14 protein-coding genes are annotated in these 14,114 nt (G+C 56.8%); 7 read left to right on the top strand and 7 right to left on the bottom strand.

What is annotated here, in order from left to right; all coding sequences use genetic code 11:
* Positions 1 to 10: 10 nt before the first annotated feature.
* Positions 11 to 151, bottom strand: coding sequence for a hypothetical protein (locus E0L35_RS26250; RefSeq protein ID WP_158414233.1), 141 nt, complete (start codon positions 149 to 151; stop codon positions 11 to 13).
* A 64-nt stretch (positions 152 to 215) separates the two neighbouring features.
* Positions 216 to 998 (bottom strand): hypothetical protein, encoded by a 783-nt coding sequence (locus E0L35_RS07630; RefSeq protein WP_022520453.1) that lies wholly within the window; start codon positions 996 to 998, stop codon positions 216 to 218.
* A gap of 280 nt (positions 999 to 1,278) precedes the next feature.
* Here E0L35_RS07630 and E0L35_RS07635 point away from each other — a divergent pair, with 280 nt between their 5' ends.
* The 6 genes from E0L35_RS07635 to E0L35_RS07660 all read left to right on the top strand — a co-directional run bounded on the left by E0L35_RS07635 (position 1,279) and on the right by E0L35_RS07660 (position 8,077).
* Positions 1,279 to 2,004: a response regulator gene (locus E0L35_RS07635; RefSeq protein WP_009287305.1), complete on the top strand. Its 726-nt coding sequence runs from the start codon at positions 1,279 to 1,281 to the stop codon at positions 2,002 to 2,004.
* The gene (locus E0L35_RS07640; RefSeq protein ID WP_022520452.1) at positions 2,001 to 3,512 is read left to right on the top strand and encodes an ATP-binding protein; all 1,512 of its coding nucleotides are present in this window, start codon (positions 2,001 to 2,003) and stop codon (positions 3,510 to 3,512) included. The genes E0L35_RS07635 and E0L35_RS07640 overlap by 4 nt, the downstream gene beginning before the upstream one ends.
* 111 nt (positions 3,513 to 3,623) lie before the next feature.
* Positions 3,624 to 4,883, top strand: coding sequence for an ABC transporter substrate-binding protein (locus E0L35_RS07645; RefSeq protein ID WP_022520451.1), 1,260 nt, complete (start codon positions 3,624 to 3,626; stop codon positions 4,881 to 4,883).
* Between the two features lie 93 nt (positions 4,884 to 4,976).
* On the top strand, positions 4,977 to 5,903 hold the full coding sequence (locus E0L35_RS07650) for a sugar ABC transporter permease (protein WP_041157867.1): 927 nt from the start codon (positions 4,977 to 4,979) through the stop codon (positions 5,901 to 5,903).
* Positions 5,896 to 6,774, top strand: a complete 879-nt coding sequence (locus E0L35_RS07655; RefSeq protein WP_009287309.1) for a carbohydrate ABC transporter permease — start codon at positions 5,896 to 5,898, stop codon at positions 6,772 to 6,774. The genes E0L35_RS07650 and E0L35_RS07655 overlap by 8 nt, the downstream gene beginning before the upstream one ends.
* A gap of 181 nt (positions 6,775 to 6,955) precedes the next feature.
* Complete coding sequence (locus tag E0L35_RS07660) at positions 6,956 to 8,077, top strand: ABC transporter ATP-binding protein (protein ID WP_022520449.1); 1,122 nt, start codon at positions 6,956 to 6,958, stop codon at positions 8,075 to 8,077.
* A gap of 96 nt (positions 8,078 to 8,173) precedes the next feature.
* Here E0L35_RS07660 and E0L35_RS07665 read toward each other — a convergent pair whose 3' ends face one another.
* From E0L35_RS07665 to E0L35_RS07685, 5 genes are all read right to left on the bottom strand, one after another.
* Complete coding sequence (locus E0L35_RS07665; protein ID WP_138799962.1) at positions 8,174 to 9,814, bottom strand: BCCT family transporter; 1,641 nt, start codon at positions 9,812 to 9,814, stop codon at positions 8,174 to 8,176.
* Positions 9,815 to 9,923: 109 nt separating this feature from the next.
* Positions 9,924 to 10,961 (bottom strand): TIGR01620 family protein, encoded by a 1,038-nt coding sequence (locus E0L35_RS07670; RefSeq protein WP_138799963.1) that lies wholly within the window; start codon positions 10,959 to 10,961, stop codon positions 9,924 to 9,926.
* A complete protein-coding gene (locus E0L35_RS07675; RefSeq protein WP_138799964.1) occupies positions 10,958 to 12,361 on the bottom strand; it encodes a YcjX family protein in 1,404 nt (467 codons plus the stop codon). Before E0L35_RS07675 ends, E0L35_RS07670 begins: the two co-directional genes overlap by 4 nt.
* A gap of 188 nt (positions 12,362 to 12,549) precedes the next feature.
* Complete coding sequence (locus E0L35_RS07680) at positions 12,550 to 12,741, bottom strand: hypothetical protein (RefSeq protein ID WP_022520445.1); 192 nt, start codon at positions 12,739 to 12,741, stop codon at positions 12,550 to 12,552.
* A gap of 61 nt (positions 12,742 to 12,802) precedes the next feature.
* Positions 12,803 to 13,672: a D-hexose-6-phosphate mutarotase gene (locus E0L35_RS07685; protein WP_022520444.1), complete on the bottom strand. Its 870-nt coding sequence runs from the start codon at positions 13,670 to 13,672 to the stop codon at positions 12,803 to 12,805.
* Between the two features lie 138 nt (positions 13,673 to 13,810).
* Between E0L35_RS07685 and E0L35_RS07690 the strand changes: the two genes are divergently transcribed.
* A complete protein-coding gene (locus E0L35_RS07690; protein WP_008958536.1) occupies positions 13,811 to 14,053 on the top strand; it encodes a GlsB/YeaQ/YmgE family stress response membrane protein in 243 nt (80 codons plus the stop codon).
* Positions 14,054 to 14,114 lie beyond the last annotated feature (61 nt).

The following is a 14,114-nucleotide window of genomic DNA, read 5'->3' on the forward strand; positions in this document are numbered from 1 at the left end:
ACGTTACGCTTTATTTATTCGCTGGTGGTTTCAGCCAATCAAACAATTTCATTATAAAGCTACGTTCAGTGGGTTTTTCATCGTTCTTGCCAATAAAAGCCTCAAGCAGACTTTGATTAAGCTGTTGAGGGAGAGCTTTGGCGTCGGCCATGAGCGCTTCGCGTGAAATATCTTCCTCAGCGCTAGAATTGCTTCGCATTTACTATTATCTCTTTTCAACTAACCGTTGAGTTAGCAAAGCGTTTACCAAGGTTGGCGAAGTCGTCACTTGACATCAGTATGTCAAAAATATCTTCAGGTGCCCCTTTGCCTTCGGCGCGGTGGGTTATAAAGTTGAAGTCCATCTCGATCAGGTGCTCAAGGCGTGGGGCATAGAAGTCGGGATATTGTGCCTGCATGATAGGGGGCAGCTCGTTGTAATTACCCAGCACTTCTTTGAAGAATTCTGTCATCTTGCCGGTTTGTTCATACTCCAATTTACCTCGAGCTATAACCGCTAATCTCCTTGCTGTTTCCTGGTCATACTCTTCTTTCCAGGCGGCTTTTCGCTCATTAGCCGTAAACGTGCCGCTATCATCATAAATAATCAGTGCAAGCTGATCTTGCGACAGGCCGCTAAAGGGGTTGCTGCCCCTTCCGCTGACAAAGGAGGTGGCTTGTTTTGCTCTATCTAATAGCTCGGGATCATCGGTGTTAGGTACTTCAGCGTCATATTTTGCACGGTGAAGATGAAAGTCCCGAGTTATTGGCTGGAGCAGTGCATCGGCTTTTTGCCCTAACGCTTTACGATCCAGGCTGGCATCACGCTCTTCGGCACGCAGGGCACTATCGCTTAACTGCTGAGCCAAAGTGGAAAGTTGGCTTGATGGCTTCGATGAACCAGAGGACGATGTCGTGCTTTCGCCTTTTTCGGTTCCTGTTGTTAATACGCCCTGAGTGCGGCTACCCGATGTAGATTGAGAGGTTACCGGAGTGGATGGCCCGATACCGATTGTCATTGCAATACCTCCTTGTGGCTTTGCTTAATCGCTATCAATATGTGGCCGATGATAGTGACGAAAGCGCTGGTTATTGCTCTATATCTACATTATTAATCGGCTAAGCAAACAAAAGCATTAAGTAAATATTGTATTTTTTTGTTAGCATTCTTATTAATACACAGAAATAGCGTAGCCACAGGTGATTTCATCATTAGTCGAAGGGGGCTTGAGGTGCACAGTTTCCTCGACCATCATCAAGGCCCAATAACGACAATAGCGTAGGGCTGAACCCGCTGAGATGACGACAACCCCTGCTACTTTGATTGTGGTCGACGATGACCCAGAGATTTGTGAACTGCTCGCGGACTACCTGGGGCGCCATGGCTATCGGGTATTCACAGCGGACGGTGCCCAAGCGCTGCATTCGTTGCGTGCAGAACACGCCCCCGACTTGCTGATTGTCGATTTAATGCTCCCCGGTGACGACGGCTTTACCATCTGCCGTGACGTCCGAAAGCACAGCGATGTGCCGATAATCATGCTTACCGCCAGTGCCGATGAGACCGACCGCATTCTTGGTCTGGAGCTGGGTGCTGATGACTACTTGGGCAAGCCGTTTAATCCCCGCGAATTGCTGGCGCGCGTCAAAGCGGTATTGCGACGCACCCGCAGTGCTCCACCAGAGTTGCCTGCGGGGCAGGCGCGCTGGGTCAGTTTTGGTAATTGGCAACTCGACCGCATGACCCGCGAGTTGATTGACCTGCAGGGCGAGCGCGCCGCGCTTTCAGGGGCTGATTTTCAGCTATTGCAGGTGTTTTTAGAGCATCCGGCGAAGGTGCTCACTCGGGATGATCTATACGCGCTTACCCGTGGGCGGGACGCGCCGCCGCTTGATCGCTCCATTGATGTCCACGTTTGCCGCCTGCGCCAACGGCTGGGTGAAGATGCCCAGCACTCGCAGTTGATTCGAACGGTGCGCGGGGCAGGCTATGTGTTAACCGCCCAAGTAGATGCATTAACGTGAGACGCGTGGAGTGGGCAACCATTCGTCGACGCTTATCCCGACGAGCTGCCCGCTGGCTGCCGGCGTCGCTGCGCGGGCGCTTCGTGATCATCATGATCGCCGGAGTGCTTGTCGCCCAAGGGGCCAGCTACGCCATCTGGACTTCCCAGGTGCGCTCCAGCCACTTGGCACAGCTTGATGAGCTGTCCACCAATATGGCGTTTAGCATCGCCTCCACCATGAAGTTTTTCCGCTCACTGCCCGTTGATTACCGCCATATTGTGCTCGATCAGCTGCGTAATATGGGTGGCACGCGCTTTTTTGTTAGCGTCAACGAACGCAGGCTGGCCATCGACGATATCGGCTCCGGGCCGGAAAAACAGGTGGTGGTGAACAATGTGCGCTCGGTGCTCACCCAGCAGCTCAATATCGACGACGTGATTGTCGAGTTCTCCCGCCCGGAAAACCTGCGTGTGCTCAATAACGAAGTACTGCTTTACGACCTACCGCCCCGCTGGGGGCAGCACAGCCTGCTGATGGAGCCACTCTCGCCGCCGATTTTAGTGGTCCAACTGGAGCTTGCCCCAGGCACCTGGCTCTATGTTGCCACGCTGCTGGGCGTACCCGATATTTTCAGCGGTTATCGCTGGCTTTCTGAAGAGCGTTTGCTGGTCGGGTTACTGGTGCTGCTGAGTGTGCTGGCGCTTTCTCTATTGGGTATTACCAGCGTGACCCGGCCACTGGCGCGGCTTTCACGGGCAGCGAATCAGTTGGGCGATGATTTGGATATGCCGCCACTACGGGAGAGTGGCCCCAAAGAAGTGGCCGCCACCGCCGCGGCGTTCAATCGTATGCAGCGGCGTATTCGTGAGCAGATTGAGGAGCGCGAACGGCTGTTTTCAGCGATTTCCCATGATTTAAAGACCCCCTTAACCCGCATGCGCCTGCGCGCTGAGATGCTCGATGACGACTATCAGCGCGAGCGTTTTTGCGCCTCATTGGATGAGCTGGATAGCTTGGTTAAAGGTGCCTTGGCCTCGGTAAAAGGCTTAGACCTGCATGAGGAACCCGCGCCCGTTGATCTAACGCACCTGCTCGAAGAGCTGGCCGAAGAGCTTAGCCTTCAGGGTGGTAAGGTCACTATCGAGATTAAAAGTGGTTCTCTTATCGCGCCGCTGATTGTCAAACCGGTAGCGCTTAAACGCTGCCTGGCAAACCTGCTTGAGAACGCGGTGTTCTATGGCAAGCAGGCCGATGTGCAGCTAATAGATCACGGTAACGCGGTCACCATGCGTATTCGTGACCACGGCCCAGGTATACCTGAAGAGCAATTGGGGCGGGTGTTTTCGCCCTTTGTGCGCCTGGAGCCCTCACGCAGTCGACACACGGGTGGTAGCGGCCTCGGGCTGGGCATTGCCCGGCATATTGCCCGTGCCCATGGCGGCGATATCACGCTCGCCAACCATGCTGATGGTGGGCTGGTGGTGACTCTCTCGCTACCCCGCCAGGAAACTATTACAGGTTTGTAATAAAACCCCAACACTATGCAGTACTCGGTAACTCCCGTTGACGCTTGCCTTGGCGTAACCTCTTGGATGTCGAACGTCCGAGAGGACAATAACAATATAAGGAGTTACTCCATGTCGACGCTTAAGAAGACGACCCTCGCGCTTGCTCTGGCAGGTGCCACGCTAGCCACCACCGCTCAAGCGAATGAAGTTGAAGTGCTGCACTGGTGGACTTCCGGTGGTGAAGCTCGCGCTGCCAACGTGCTTAAAGAGTTAATGGAAGCTGAAGGCTACGGTTGGCAGGACTTTGCAGTGGCAGGCGGCGGCGGTGAAACCGCCATGACGGTGCTTAAATCTCGTGCCATGTCGGGCAACCCACCCTCTGCAGCTCAAATCAAAGGCCCCGAAATTCAGGAGTGGGGTGAGCTTGGCTTGCTCGGTGACCTGAACGGCGTTGCCGATGCGGAAGGTTGGGATGAACTGCTGCCGGAAGTCGTGGCCGATATCATGCGTCACGACGGCAAATACGTGGCGGTACCCGTCAACGTGCACCGGGTAAACTGGCTGTGGGCCAACCCCGAAGTGCTCGAAGCGGCAGGGGTAGAGATGCCCACCACGCTGGATGAACTATTCGAGGCAGGTGAGGCTATCCGAGAAGCGGGCTTCGTACCGCTGGCTCATGGCGGCCAATCCTGGCAGGACGCTACGGTCTTCGAAAGCGTACTGTTAGGTGGTCAGGGTAGCGAGTTTTATCAGCAGGCATTGGTAGAACTAGACCCTGAAGCCCTGGGCGGCGAACAAATGATCGATGCCCTTGAGGACTTCAAGCGTACCCGCGAGCTGATGGATGAAGGCATGCCCGGGCGTGACTGGAATGTTGCCACGGCAATGGTGATTGAAGGAGTGGCTGGGTTTCAGCTGATGGGCGATTGGGCCAAAGGGGAGTTCACTGCGGCCGGACTGACCGCCGGGGAAGATTACCTCTGTGCCGCAGCGCCGGGCACCGAAGATGCGTTCACCTTCAATATCGATAGTCTGGCCATGTTCCGGGTCAGCGACGACGAGGAGCGCGAAGCGCAGCAAGCGTTAGCCCGCCTGGTGCTTGAGCCTACTTTCCAGGAAGCGTTTAACCTTGCCAAAGGCTCGATTCCTGCGCGGCCTGATCTGGACATGAGCGAATTCGATAGCTGTGCCCAGCAGTCGTTGGCTGATTTCCAGCGCACCGCTGAAGAGGGTGGCCTAGTGCCCAGTATGGCTCACGGTATGGCCGTACGTGCGGATATACAGGGTGCCATTTTTGATGTGGTTACCAACTACTTCAACGACGCCGATATGCCTGCTGAAGAAGCGGCAGAACGTATGGTGAGCGCTGCCGAAGCGGCCTCTTTCTAGGCTTTTCTAGCGTTAGCGTTCTTCAGGCGCCGCTGCAACGGCGGCGCCTTCGTTGCTTGGCAAGGATACTTCTCCATGAGAGATTCCCTCCCCATGAAAAATACCTCTGCGACGCCTTTAGGGGCTGGCGCTAAGCGGTCGACGCCATCCGGCGGTTTGCAGGCGTGGCTGCCTCGCCTGGTGCTGGCACCGTCGGTGGCAATTTCGCTGTTCTTTGTTTACGGCTTCATGCTGTGGACGTTCGTACTCTCGCTAACCAGCTCGCGCATGCTGCCCAGCTATGACTTTGTCGGCTTTGGTCAGTACGCACGCCTGATGGCCAATGAGCGCTGGTGGGTCGCCTCGACCAACCTGATGATTTTTGGCGTGCTGTTCGTGGTGATTTGCCTGGCGATTGGCTCGCTGCTGGCGATACTGCTTGATCAGAAAATTCGCCAAGAGGGCGCGCTGCGTACGATCTATCTTTACCCCATGGCGCTGTCATTTATTGTTACCGGGGTAGTGTGGAAGTGGCTACTCAACCCGCAGCTGGGCATTCAAGCGATGGTTCAAGGCTGGGGCTTTGAGTCGTTTCGCTTTGACTGGATTGTCGATCCTGATATGGCGATTTATACCCTGGTGATTGCCGCCGTATGGCAGGCGTCAGGCTTTGTGATGGCGCTGTTTTTAGCTGGCTTACGGGGTATCGATGACAGCATTATCAAAGCGGCGCAACTAGATGGCGCTAGCCTGCCGCGCATTTATTGGCGCGTAGTGATGCCCTGCCTGCGCCCAGTCGTGTTTAGCGCGGTGATGATTTTGGCCCATATTGCCATTAAGAGCTTTGACCTGGTCGTTGCGCTCACCGGCGGTGGGCCTGGCTATGCCACCGATTTACCCGCCACCTTTATGTACGCCCACGCCTTTACCCGGGCGCAGATAGGTTTGGGCTCTGCCAGCGCCATGCTGATGTTGGGCGGCGTGTTGGCGATTTTGATTCCTTATCTCTACTCCGAATTAAGGAGCCGCAAGCATGGCTAATGTGATTCGTCGTCAGACGCCCGCTGCGCGGCTGGGCCGTGGCCTGCTCTATGGCGTGCTGATACTCGCCGCGCTGTTCTATATTCTACCGCTGGTGGTCATGCTGATGACCTCGGTGAAGCCGCTGAGCGAAATCAGTGCCGGGTCGCTGCTCTCGTTTCCGCAAAATCCCACTTTCGCGCCGTGGACAAAAGCCTGGGGTGAAGCCTGTACCGGCATGCGCTGCGATGGCGTTGGCGGCTACTTCTGGAACTCCTTTGCGATTGTGATTCCAGCGGTGCTGATCTCAACCACTATCGGAGCCCTTAACGGCTATGCGCTGACCAAATGGCGCTTCAAAGGCTCTGAATTAGTCTTCGCGCTAATGCTGTTTGGCTGTTTTATTCCTTTCCAGGTGGTGCTGTTGCCCATGGCGCAAACCCTCGGCTGGCTGGGGATCTCCAGCTCCCGCGCCGGGTTGATTCTGGTTCACGTGGTCTTTGGCATCGCTTTCACCACGCTGTTTTTCCGCAACTTCTACGTGGGTATCCCCAACGAGCTGGTATCGGCGGCGAAGTTGGATGGCGCGGGCTTTTTCCGCATCTTCTGGCGCATTCTACTACCGGTTTCGGCTCCGATTATTGTCGTCTCAGTGATTTGGCAGTTCACCCAAATCTGGAACGACTTCCTGTTTGGCGTGGCGTTTTCAGCCCACAACACCCAGCCCGTTACCGTGGCGCTAAACAACCTAGTGAATACCTCCACCGGCGTTCGCGAGTACAACGTGGATATGGCGGCGGCGATGATTGCCGCGCTGCCCACTCTGGTGGTGTACGTGCTGGCGGGAAAATACTTCGTACGCGGGCTGACAGCCGGTTCCGTTAAAGGCTAATAACAACTAGGTGAGTGGCAACCATTTCTAGAAGGTCAGAAGCAGCCCGTAGCGGGGGTCTTTCGCCAGGGATGGCGAAAGTAGCGCCCAGGGATGGGTTCACAGCGCCCCCGCGGAGGGCTGCTTCTGGCCAACCCAGATGAATGGAGTTTGTCAGTCGCTTTAGAATAGGATTTTCATTATGGCAGCGTTAGAAATCCACAACGTGCGTAAAGAGTTTGGCAGCGAGCGGGTGCTCAAAGACGTTAGTATCTCCATCGATTCCGGCGAGTTTTTGATTCTGGTTGGGCCGTCAGGCTGCGGTAAGTCCACGCTGATGAACGCCATTGCCGGGCTTGAGCCAGTGACGTCCGGCAATATTTATATCGATGGTGAAGACGTAACCTGGCGCACCCCCGCGGATCGGGATATCGCCATGGTATTTCAGTCCTACGCGCTTTACCCCAGCATGACTGTACGCCAGAACATCAGCTTCGGGCTGGAGATGCGCAAGGTGCCCAAAGCCGAGCGGGAAGCCGCGGTGGAGCGGGTAGCCGATCTACTGCAAATTACCCACCTGCTGGAACGCAAGCCTGCACAGCTCTCCGGCGGGCAGCGTCAGCGTGTAGCCATGGGACGTGCGTTGGCTCGGGAGCCAAAGGTGTACCTGTTTGACGAACCGCTCTCTAATCTGGATGCCAAACTGCGCGTGGATATGCGCACCGAGATCAAAAAGCTCCACCAGCGCCTGGGCACCACCATTGTGTACGTCACCCACGACCAGGTCGAAGCCATGACCCTGGCCGACTGCATTGCGGTGATGCGCGATGGCCATATTCTGCAGCTCGGCTCGCCGGATGAGGTCTACAACAACCCGGTGGATATGTTTGTGGCTGGCTTTATGGGCTCGCCGTCGATGAACTTCATTCGCGCCACACTGGAGGACGATAACGGTGGGTATCAACTGAGGATTGCCACGCCAGGTGAGGATGAGCTGGTGCTACCCTGGCCGGAGGAGCGCATCGCCCCAGATATGGCCGAACGGCTTAACCAGCCGGTCATTCTTGGCCTACGCCCAGAGCACTTCAGCGAAGAGGATGAGCGGTTAACGTCCCAAGCCGAAGGAACGCTGCTGAGCGCCAGTGTGGCGGTGGTAGAACCTACCGGGGCGGATATCTTGCTGCGTTTACCCCTGGGCGAACAGGAAGTTACCGCCCGTGTTGGGCCTAAATGCGCAGTGGTTGCAGGGGAGCGCTTATCGCTACGTGTTGATATGGGCAGAGCGATTCTATTTGATGCCGAGACCGAACAGCGTATTGCGTAAGCGGTTTGACTTGAACCTGTTGTGAAATAGTAGGCCCCCTGCTGGTTTCAGCAGGGGGCCTCTTTTGTAGTTGCCTAAAGATTTCAACTGCAGGTATCACTTACGAATAAGCCGCAGCTCGCCATTGAGCGCCTTGATGATCGAGTAGCACATCAGCAGCATCACAATCGAGAACGGAATAGCGGTGGCGGTAACACCTGCCTGAAGGGCGGTCAGACCACCACCGATCAGCAGCACAATCGCGATGAGGCCCTCGACGACCGCCCAGAACATACGCTGTGGCCGCGGAGCATCGATTTTACCACCGGCGGTGATGGTATCGATGACCAGGGAGCCGGAATCCGAGGAGGTGACAAAGAAGATCAGCGCCAGGACGATACCCAAGGTCGACATCAGGCCCGTCAACGGTAGTTCGTTCAGCATGCCGAACAGCGAAAGCTCGGGTCTGTAGTTGTCGATTACATACTCTTTAACCAGGCTGCCCACCGGGTCAGCATAGAGCTGTTCAAGGGCGGTTGAGCCAAAGACGCCCATCCAGATAAAGATAAACAGACTGGGAACCAGCAACACGCAGAGTATAAACTCACGCACCGTGCGGCCCCGGGATACCCGAGCGATAAACATCCCCACAAAAGGTGCCCAGCTAATCCACCAAGCCCAGTAGAAAATCGTCCAGGACTGGCGGTAGGCATCATCCTCACGACCAAAGGGCGCGGACAGAGGAATAAAGTCCGTGACATAGGTGGTAAGTCCCGACCAGAAACCCGCCATGGCCAGCAGAGTAGGGCCAGCGAAAAGCACAAAAAAGAAGAACAGAACGGCCAGGATCATGTTGATCTCTGAGAGCTTCTTCAAGCCGCCCTCAAGACCGCGCCAAACCGACACCAGCGCCACCGCCGTCACCAGAATGATGACGATGACCTGGGTCAAGGTACTTACTTCCAGGCCGAAGACAAAGTTCATCCCCGCATTAGCCTGCTGTGCCCCAAGCCCAAGTGAGGTGGCCAGCCCGAAGAGGGTGGAAAACACCGCCAGGATATCGATCACATGGCCCCACCAGCCCCAGACACGCTCACCGAGAATGGGAAAGAACGCCGAGCGAATAGAGAATGGCAGGCCCTTGTTATAGGTAAACAGGCCCAGCGCTAGCGCCATCACCACATACACCGCCCAGCCATGGATACCCCAGTGTAGATAGGTACCCGCCAGGCCCATGGCGCTGGCATCATCAATAGCCGCTGAGTTCAGTTCGCCATCGGCGCCGAAGGGGGATGCGATGCCCAGAGGCAGCGAGACATTGGCGTGATAAACCGGTTCGAGTACGCCGAAGAACAGCAGGCCGATGCCGATTCCCGCGGTGAACAGCATGGCGAACCAGGAGAGATAGCTGTGATCCGGTCGCGCATCGGCCCCGCCCAGCCTGACTGAGCCATAAGGCAGAACCACCAGCGCTAAGCAGAACAGAATAAAGAAGTCGACCAGAATCATGAAATACCAGTCCAACGTTCCCGTCGAGAAGGCAACAATGGACTGAAAAGTGCTCCCCGCTCGCTCTGGAAACAGCAGGGTGAGGACGATGAAGATAGCGGAAGCAAGCGCGGATACCACAAAAACGCGGTTGTGGATGTCGAAACCGATGGGCCCAAGCTGCCCCTTGATATTGTCCTGGCCGACGACATAGTCGGTCTGCATGTCGCTCGTTACCGAAGGCGACTCAGGATCATTGGGATGGTTCATACACTACGTCTCCTCAGTGGAAGATGCCATGTCAAACCCCCATCATGAGGATAAACAGCGTTGAATCCCATTTTGTGGCCGAAAAGGAGGGGTGCCGCCGTTTAACCCTTTAGCGATTCTGCGGCACCTTTTCTTTATCGAGCCGTTTGATTTGCCGCCACAGGTCTTGGCGTAGATCGGCGATTTTGGGCTGCTCATCGGCAGTGAAGGGCACCGGACGACAGAGCCGCTGGGCGCGTAACCCAAGGCGCGCGCTAAGCAGCCCGGTGGCGAGGCCTTGACCCGCACGGGCGGAAAGGCGGCTGGCTAAATCCAGCGAGAGCATATCCATACTGGCGTCGGTGGCCAGTTCGCTGGCACCGGCAAAAGCCATGTTGTGCAGCACGTTACGAAACAGCCGCAGGCGGCTGGCGTAGCCCAGCTCAAGCCCATAAAGGCGGCAGAGTCGATCCACCATCGCCAGGCTGCGCCAGGCCACCAGCGCCATATCCACCAGTGTTAGCGGGCTGATGGCGACCATGATGGCGGTTTCACCGGACATACGCGTAATCAGGCGCTGGGCCTCGCGGTCACGCGGCGCTAGCAGGTGGTAACGCAACAGCGTCTGGATCTCCTCACCACTATGGTGGGGTTGGCAAGCGCGCTGAAAGGCTAGCCAGTGCGGGTCATCGTCGGCGAGCTTAAGTTGGCGCCTCAACTGCTCGGCCATGGCCCGGGCCTGCTTGGGCGAGCGTAGCGGCAGCTCGGCCAGATCGCCGCGCAGTTTGTCGTGGCGCTTGAGACGGCGCAAACGGCCCACCTCTTTGAGCAGGGAGAGGCCGCCCAAGCCAATCAGGCTGACCCCGAACAGCTGCCAGGCCATGGCTAGCCACTGCGACTGAGCCATCGCATCAGGAATGCCGGTGACCAGTTCTGCCGTGCCTAGCCCGGCACCACCCACCAGGGCAAATAGCAGCCCCCAGCGGCGTTTACGCGGCGCACCTAAACTGGCAGCAGGCAGCGCTTTATCTTCGGGAAGGGGCGCTAATGGATGATGCTCGCTGGCGCCAGCAAAGGCTTCGCGCTGACGTAGGACTGTCTCTGCATCAGCGGCCTTTTCAGGCTGGTCATCCAGCGTGAAGTGGCGGCGTGGCTGTGGGGTGGTCATGTCAGTTTATCTCCAATCAGCCAGTCGATGGCGGCGTCCATGCGGATATGATCCAACGCTTCTGAGCTGGTTGGCATCGGGCGAAAGCCGGGGAAGTCGAAGCCCTGCTGCTGCCAGAAATCGGCAGCGGGCAGCCGGGCGGGCACATCGCCGGGGTAAACCAGCACCTCTTCCCCCTCTAGTGTGGTGCCTCGCAGTGCAGGTGAACGCTTACCCTCATGGATCACCTCACGGGCTTCAGTGGCACGAATGGCCGCCAGCGAGAGCGCTTTAACCGGCACGTTGGCAAAACGAAGGTCTTTGAGAGGCTCTGCCAGCAGGGCCTCCAACAGCTGTACCAAGTGGCCGTGTTGATCGGGAGTGACGTGATCGGCTTTGGTGGCGGCAATCGCCAGGCGGTCAATTCTAGGTGCGAAGAGGCGCGTAAGTAGGCTGCGTTGGCCATAATCGAAGCTGTGCATTAACTGGCGTAGCGCGCTGGAAAGGTCTTCAAAGCGTTCTGGCCCGGCATTGAGCGCGCCCAGCACGTCCACCAGTACAATCTGGCGGTCAAAGCGGCGGAAGTGATCGCGATAAAAGGGCTTGACCACTTGCTGCTGGTAGTAGCGAAAGCGCGCCGCCAGGGTAGCGTAAAGGCTATTGGCAGGCAGTGCCTCCAGCGTTTCTCTAGAGGTGTTGAGTTGAGAGGCGTCGAGCTGCGGTAGCGGAAAAAACTGCAGCACCGGCGCACCTTCCAGTTCGCCGGGCAGTAAAAAACGCCCTGGCTGCAGGTCGGAAAAACCGGCCTTTTTGGCGCGGCGAAGGCCTTGAGCGTACTCCTCGGCAAGAGCAGCAAGCTGGGCTTCATCCGCTTCGCCAGCGGGGTCGAGCTGTTCTACTGCGGCAAGCCATTCGCTAAACAGGCTGCGGCGCTGTTCGCCCTCGTGTAACGCCTGGGCCTGGCTCCAGCTATAAAAGTCGTGCTGCAGCAGCGGCAAATCGAGCAGCCACTCGCCGGGGTAGTCGAATAGATCCAGGGTAAGGTGGGCGATTTCAGGGGTTAGCCAGCCGCTGCGGGCAGGGCGGTAGCGCAGCTGTAAGCGTAACTCGCTGATGCCGCGGGTGGGCTCCGGCCAGCGCGGCGGCGTATCGCGTAGTGCAGCCATGCCGGGGTCGTAGGGAAACCGTGGCACGCCTAAGTCGGGCTGGTTAAGCCGCTGGGCACCCAGCAAGCGGCCTTCCCGGGCAGCGGGTAGCAAATCGAGCTGCGCCTCAACGCCCGCATGACGCAGTTGATTGACCAACGACGTCAAAAACGCGGTTTTCCCCGCTTGGGAAAGGCCGGTGACCGCCAAGCGCAGCTGGCGATCTCGCCCACGCTCTAATAAATTGCTCAGTTCGCGACTTAACGGCTGGCGCATCCTTTCGATCCCTTTGTAGGAGCCTGTCTGACTTAACACTGATCTACTGCGAATCCCGGTATTTTGGCCAACTTTATTCGATCGATTTCGTTAAATAGCACGCTATTCGCCTCAATCGATCGATAAATTTGGCTCAAAATCCGCGCTTCTCGCGACGATCGGCCAAGCCAGGCAGGCTCTCTTAGCCTTTACTGGCTAAACATTAATACCAGTTGCGAAAGCATCGGTAGGGTGGCGATCAAAAAGCCAACCCCCGCCAGTGTGTAGCCTGGCCAGCGCCGGGTCATCTTCTGCGCCAAGGTTAGGCCCACTAAGCACACCACCATACCGATTAAATTAAACGCCAGCGTGGCGGCTTCTAGCCATTGTTGCGGATCCATTGGATCTCCCTAGCTCTAATGCCATTGAGCACATGATAGCAAAGCATTGATGAACCGAAGATTAACTGCGGCTGAGGGTGGTGCCTAACAGGTGCTGGGCGCCAGGCACTAGCCAGACTGGGTCTAGGCGTGTATTGGCGGCTTCAACGCAGATAAAATGTCGTGCTACGTCGACGGGCGTGTCGCTGGGAAGGTCGTTGTTGGGGTGCCACACTACCGTGGAGTCGCTGGACTGCTTGCCGATGCGCAGGCTGCGCTCACCATCGTTGAGCAGCACAGCTTCATTGGTGTGATAAATGCGGTCAACGGCGCCTTGAACGGCCAACGTGCCTTGCTGTTCGCTCTCCGCAAAGTCGCGCAGTTTGTCAAGATAGCGCGCGCCGGAAAGGCCTTCCAGACGACACTGGTGGGTATCGGCAACGGCTAAATAGGTATGCAGCGCACCGCTGGTTTTAATCGGCGTTTCGCCGATGTTTTCGCTAATCAGCTCAACGTTCAAGCGCTGGGCGTTGGCTTGTACCACCAGGCGCGCGGTAAGCAGTGTATGTAGGGGCTGTGCTGGAGAGAGGTGGAGCTCAATTCCCTCGGCGTGCTCATCAACAGCGTCTAGACGCCACTCAGCATGGCGTGCAAGGCCATGGAAAGGGCCGTTGTGGTTGGGGCTCTCATCGGAATAGCGCTCGTCGGCAAACCACGGCCAGCAGAGCGGAATACCACCCCGGATAGCGCCTGGCAGCGCCTGGGGCGTAGGCGTCAGCCATAACCAGCCGGTATCACCAGCAGGGCAGAAGTGCAGCACTTGAGCGCCCTGGAGACTAACCACCAACTCGCCCCAAGGCATATTGAAAAGCACCACGTCGCGGCCTTCCCACTGTGTCGTTTGCTGTCCTTGAGTGCTTTTAATCAGTTGATTGAGCGAGTCGGGGATCATGAATTTTCCTTTAAGAGTTGCCAAGCATCGATACCGAATAGGCGCCGAACACTAACGCTGTGTGCTATGGTAGAACAAGCGTGACTCTAAGGTAAAACGCGTAACTGCAACCCGTAATCGAGATAGTAAGGAGACTATATGGGCTTTATTGCATGGTTAATCATTGGTGGCCTGGCTGGTTGGATTGCTGGCAACATCATGCGCGGCGGCGGTTTTGGCATCCTGGGTAACATCGGTGTCGGTATCGTTGGTGCGGTTATAGGTGGTTTTTTGTTTAGCCTTCTGGGCCTCTCGTCCGGTGGCTTTATCGGTTCGCTGGTCACCGCGATCGTGGGTGCCGTGGTGCTTCTTTGGGTAATCAGTAAGGTTAAAAAAGCGTAGCGATTGAGTTGCTACCTGTATGTCACCGCCCGGCCTTTTGCCGGGCGGTGTCGTTTTATGC

It is taken from the genome of Halomonas sp. ATBC28 (genome assembly GCF_005937175.1).
GTDB classification, from domain to species: Bacteria; Pseudomonadota; Gammaproteobacteria; order Pseudomonadales; family Halomonadaceae; genus Vreelandella; species Vreelandella titanicae.

Excerpts from the sequence above, each read along its gene's own strand:
- E0L35_RS07665 (WP_138799962.1), bottom strand. The coding sequence starts at position 9,814 with ATGAACCATCCCAATGATCCTGAGTCGCCTTCGGTAACGAGCGACATG.
- E0L35_RS26250 (WP_158414233.1), bottom strand. The coding sequence starts at position 151 with ATGGCCGACGCCAAAGCTCTCCCTCAACAGCTTAATCAAAGTCTGCTT.
- E0L35_RS07680 (WP_022520445.1), bottom strand. The coding sequence starts at position 12,741 with ATGGATCCGCAACAATGGCTAGAAGCCGCCACGCTGGCGTTTAATTTA.
- E0L35_RS07635 (WP_009287305.1), top strand. The coding sequence starts at position 1,279 with ATGACGACAACCCCTGCTACTTTGATTGTGGTCGACGATGACCCAGAG.
- E0L35_RS07660 (WP_022520449.1), top strand. The coding sequence starts at position 6,956 with ATGGCAGCGTTAGAAATCCACAACGTGCGTAAAGAGTTTGGCAGCGAG.
- E0L35_RS07630 (WP_022520453.1), bottom strand. The coding sequence starts at position 998 with ATGACAATCGGTATCGGGCCATCCACTCCGGTAACCTCTCAATCTACA.
- E0L35_RS07670 (WP_138799963.1), bottom strand. The coding sequence starts at position 10,961 with ATGACCACCCCACAGCCACGCCGCCACTTCACGCTGGATGACCAGCCT.
- E0L35_RS07650 (WP_041157867.1), top strand. The coding sequence starts at position 4,977 with ATGAAAAATACCTCTGCGACGCCTTTAGGGGCTGGCGCTAAGCGGTCG.
- E0L35_RS07655 (WP_009287309.1), top strand. The coding sequence starts at position 5,896 with ATGGCTAATGTGATTCGTCGTCAGACGCCCGCTGCGCGGCTGGGCCGT.
- E0L35_RS07645 (WP_022520451.1), top strand. The coding sequence starts at position 3,624 with ATGTCGACGCTTAAGAAGACGACCCTCGCGCTTGCTCTGGCAGGTGCC.
- E0L35_RS07675 (WP_138799964.1), bottom strand. The coding sequence starts at position 12,361 with ATGCGCCAGCCGTTAAGTCGCGAACTGAGCAATTTATTAGAGCGTGGG.
- E0L35_RS07690 (WP_008958536.1), top strand. The coding sequence starts at position 13,811 with ATGGGCTTTATTGCATGGTTAATCATTGGTGGCCTGGCTGGTTGGATT.
- E0L35_RS07685 (WP_022520444.1), bottom strand. The coding sequence starts at position 13,672 with ATGATCCCCGACTCGCTCAATCAACTGATTAAAAGCACTCAAGGACAG.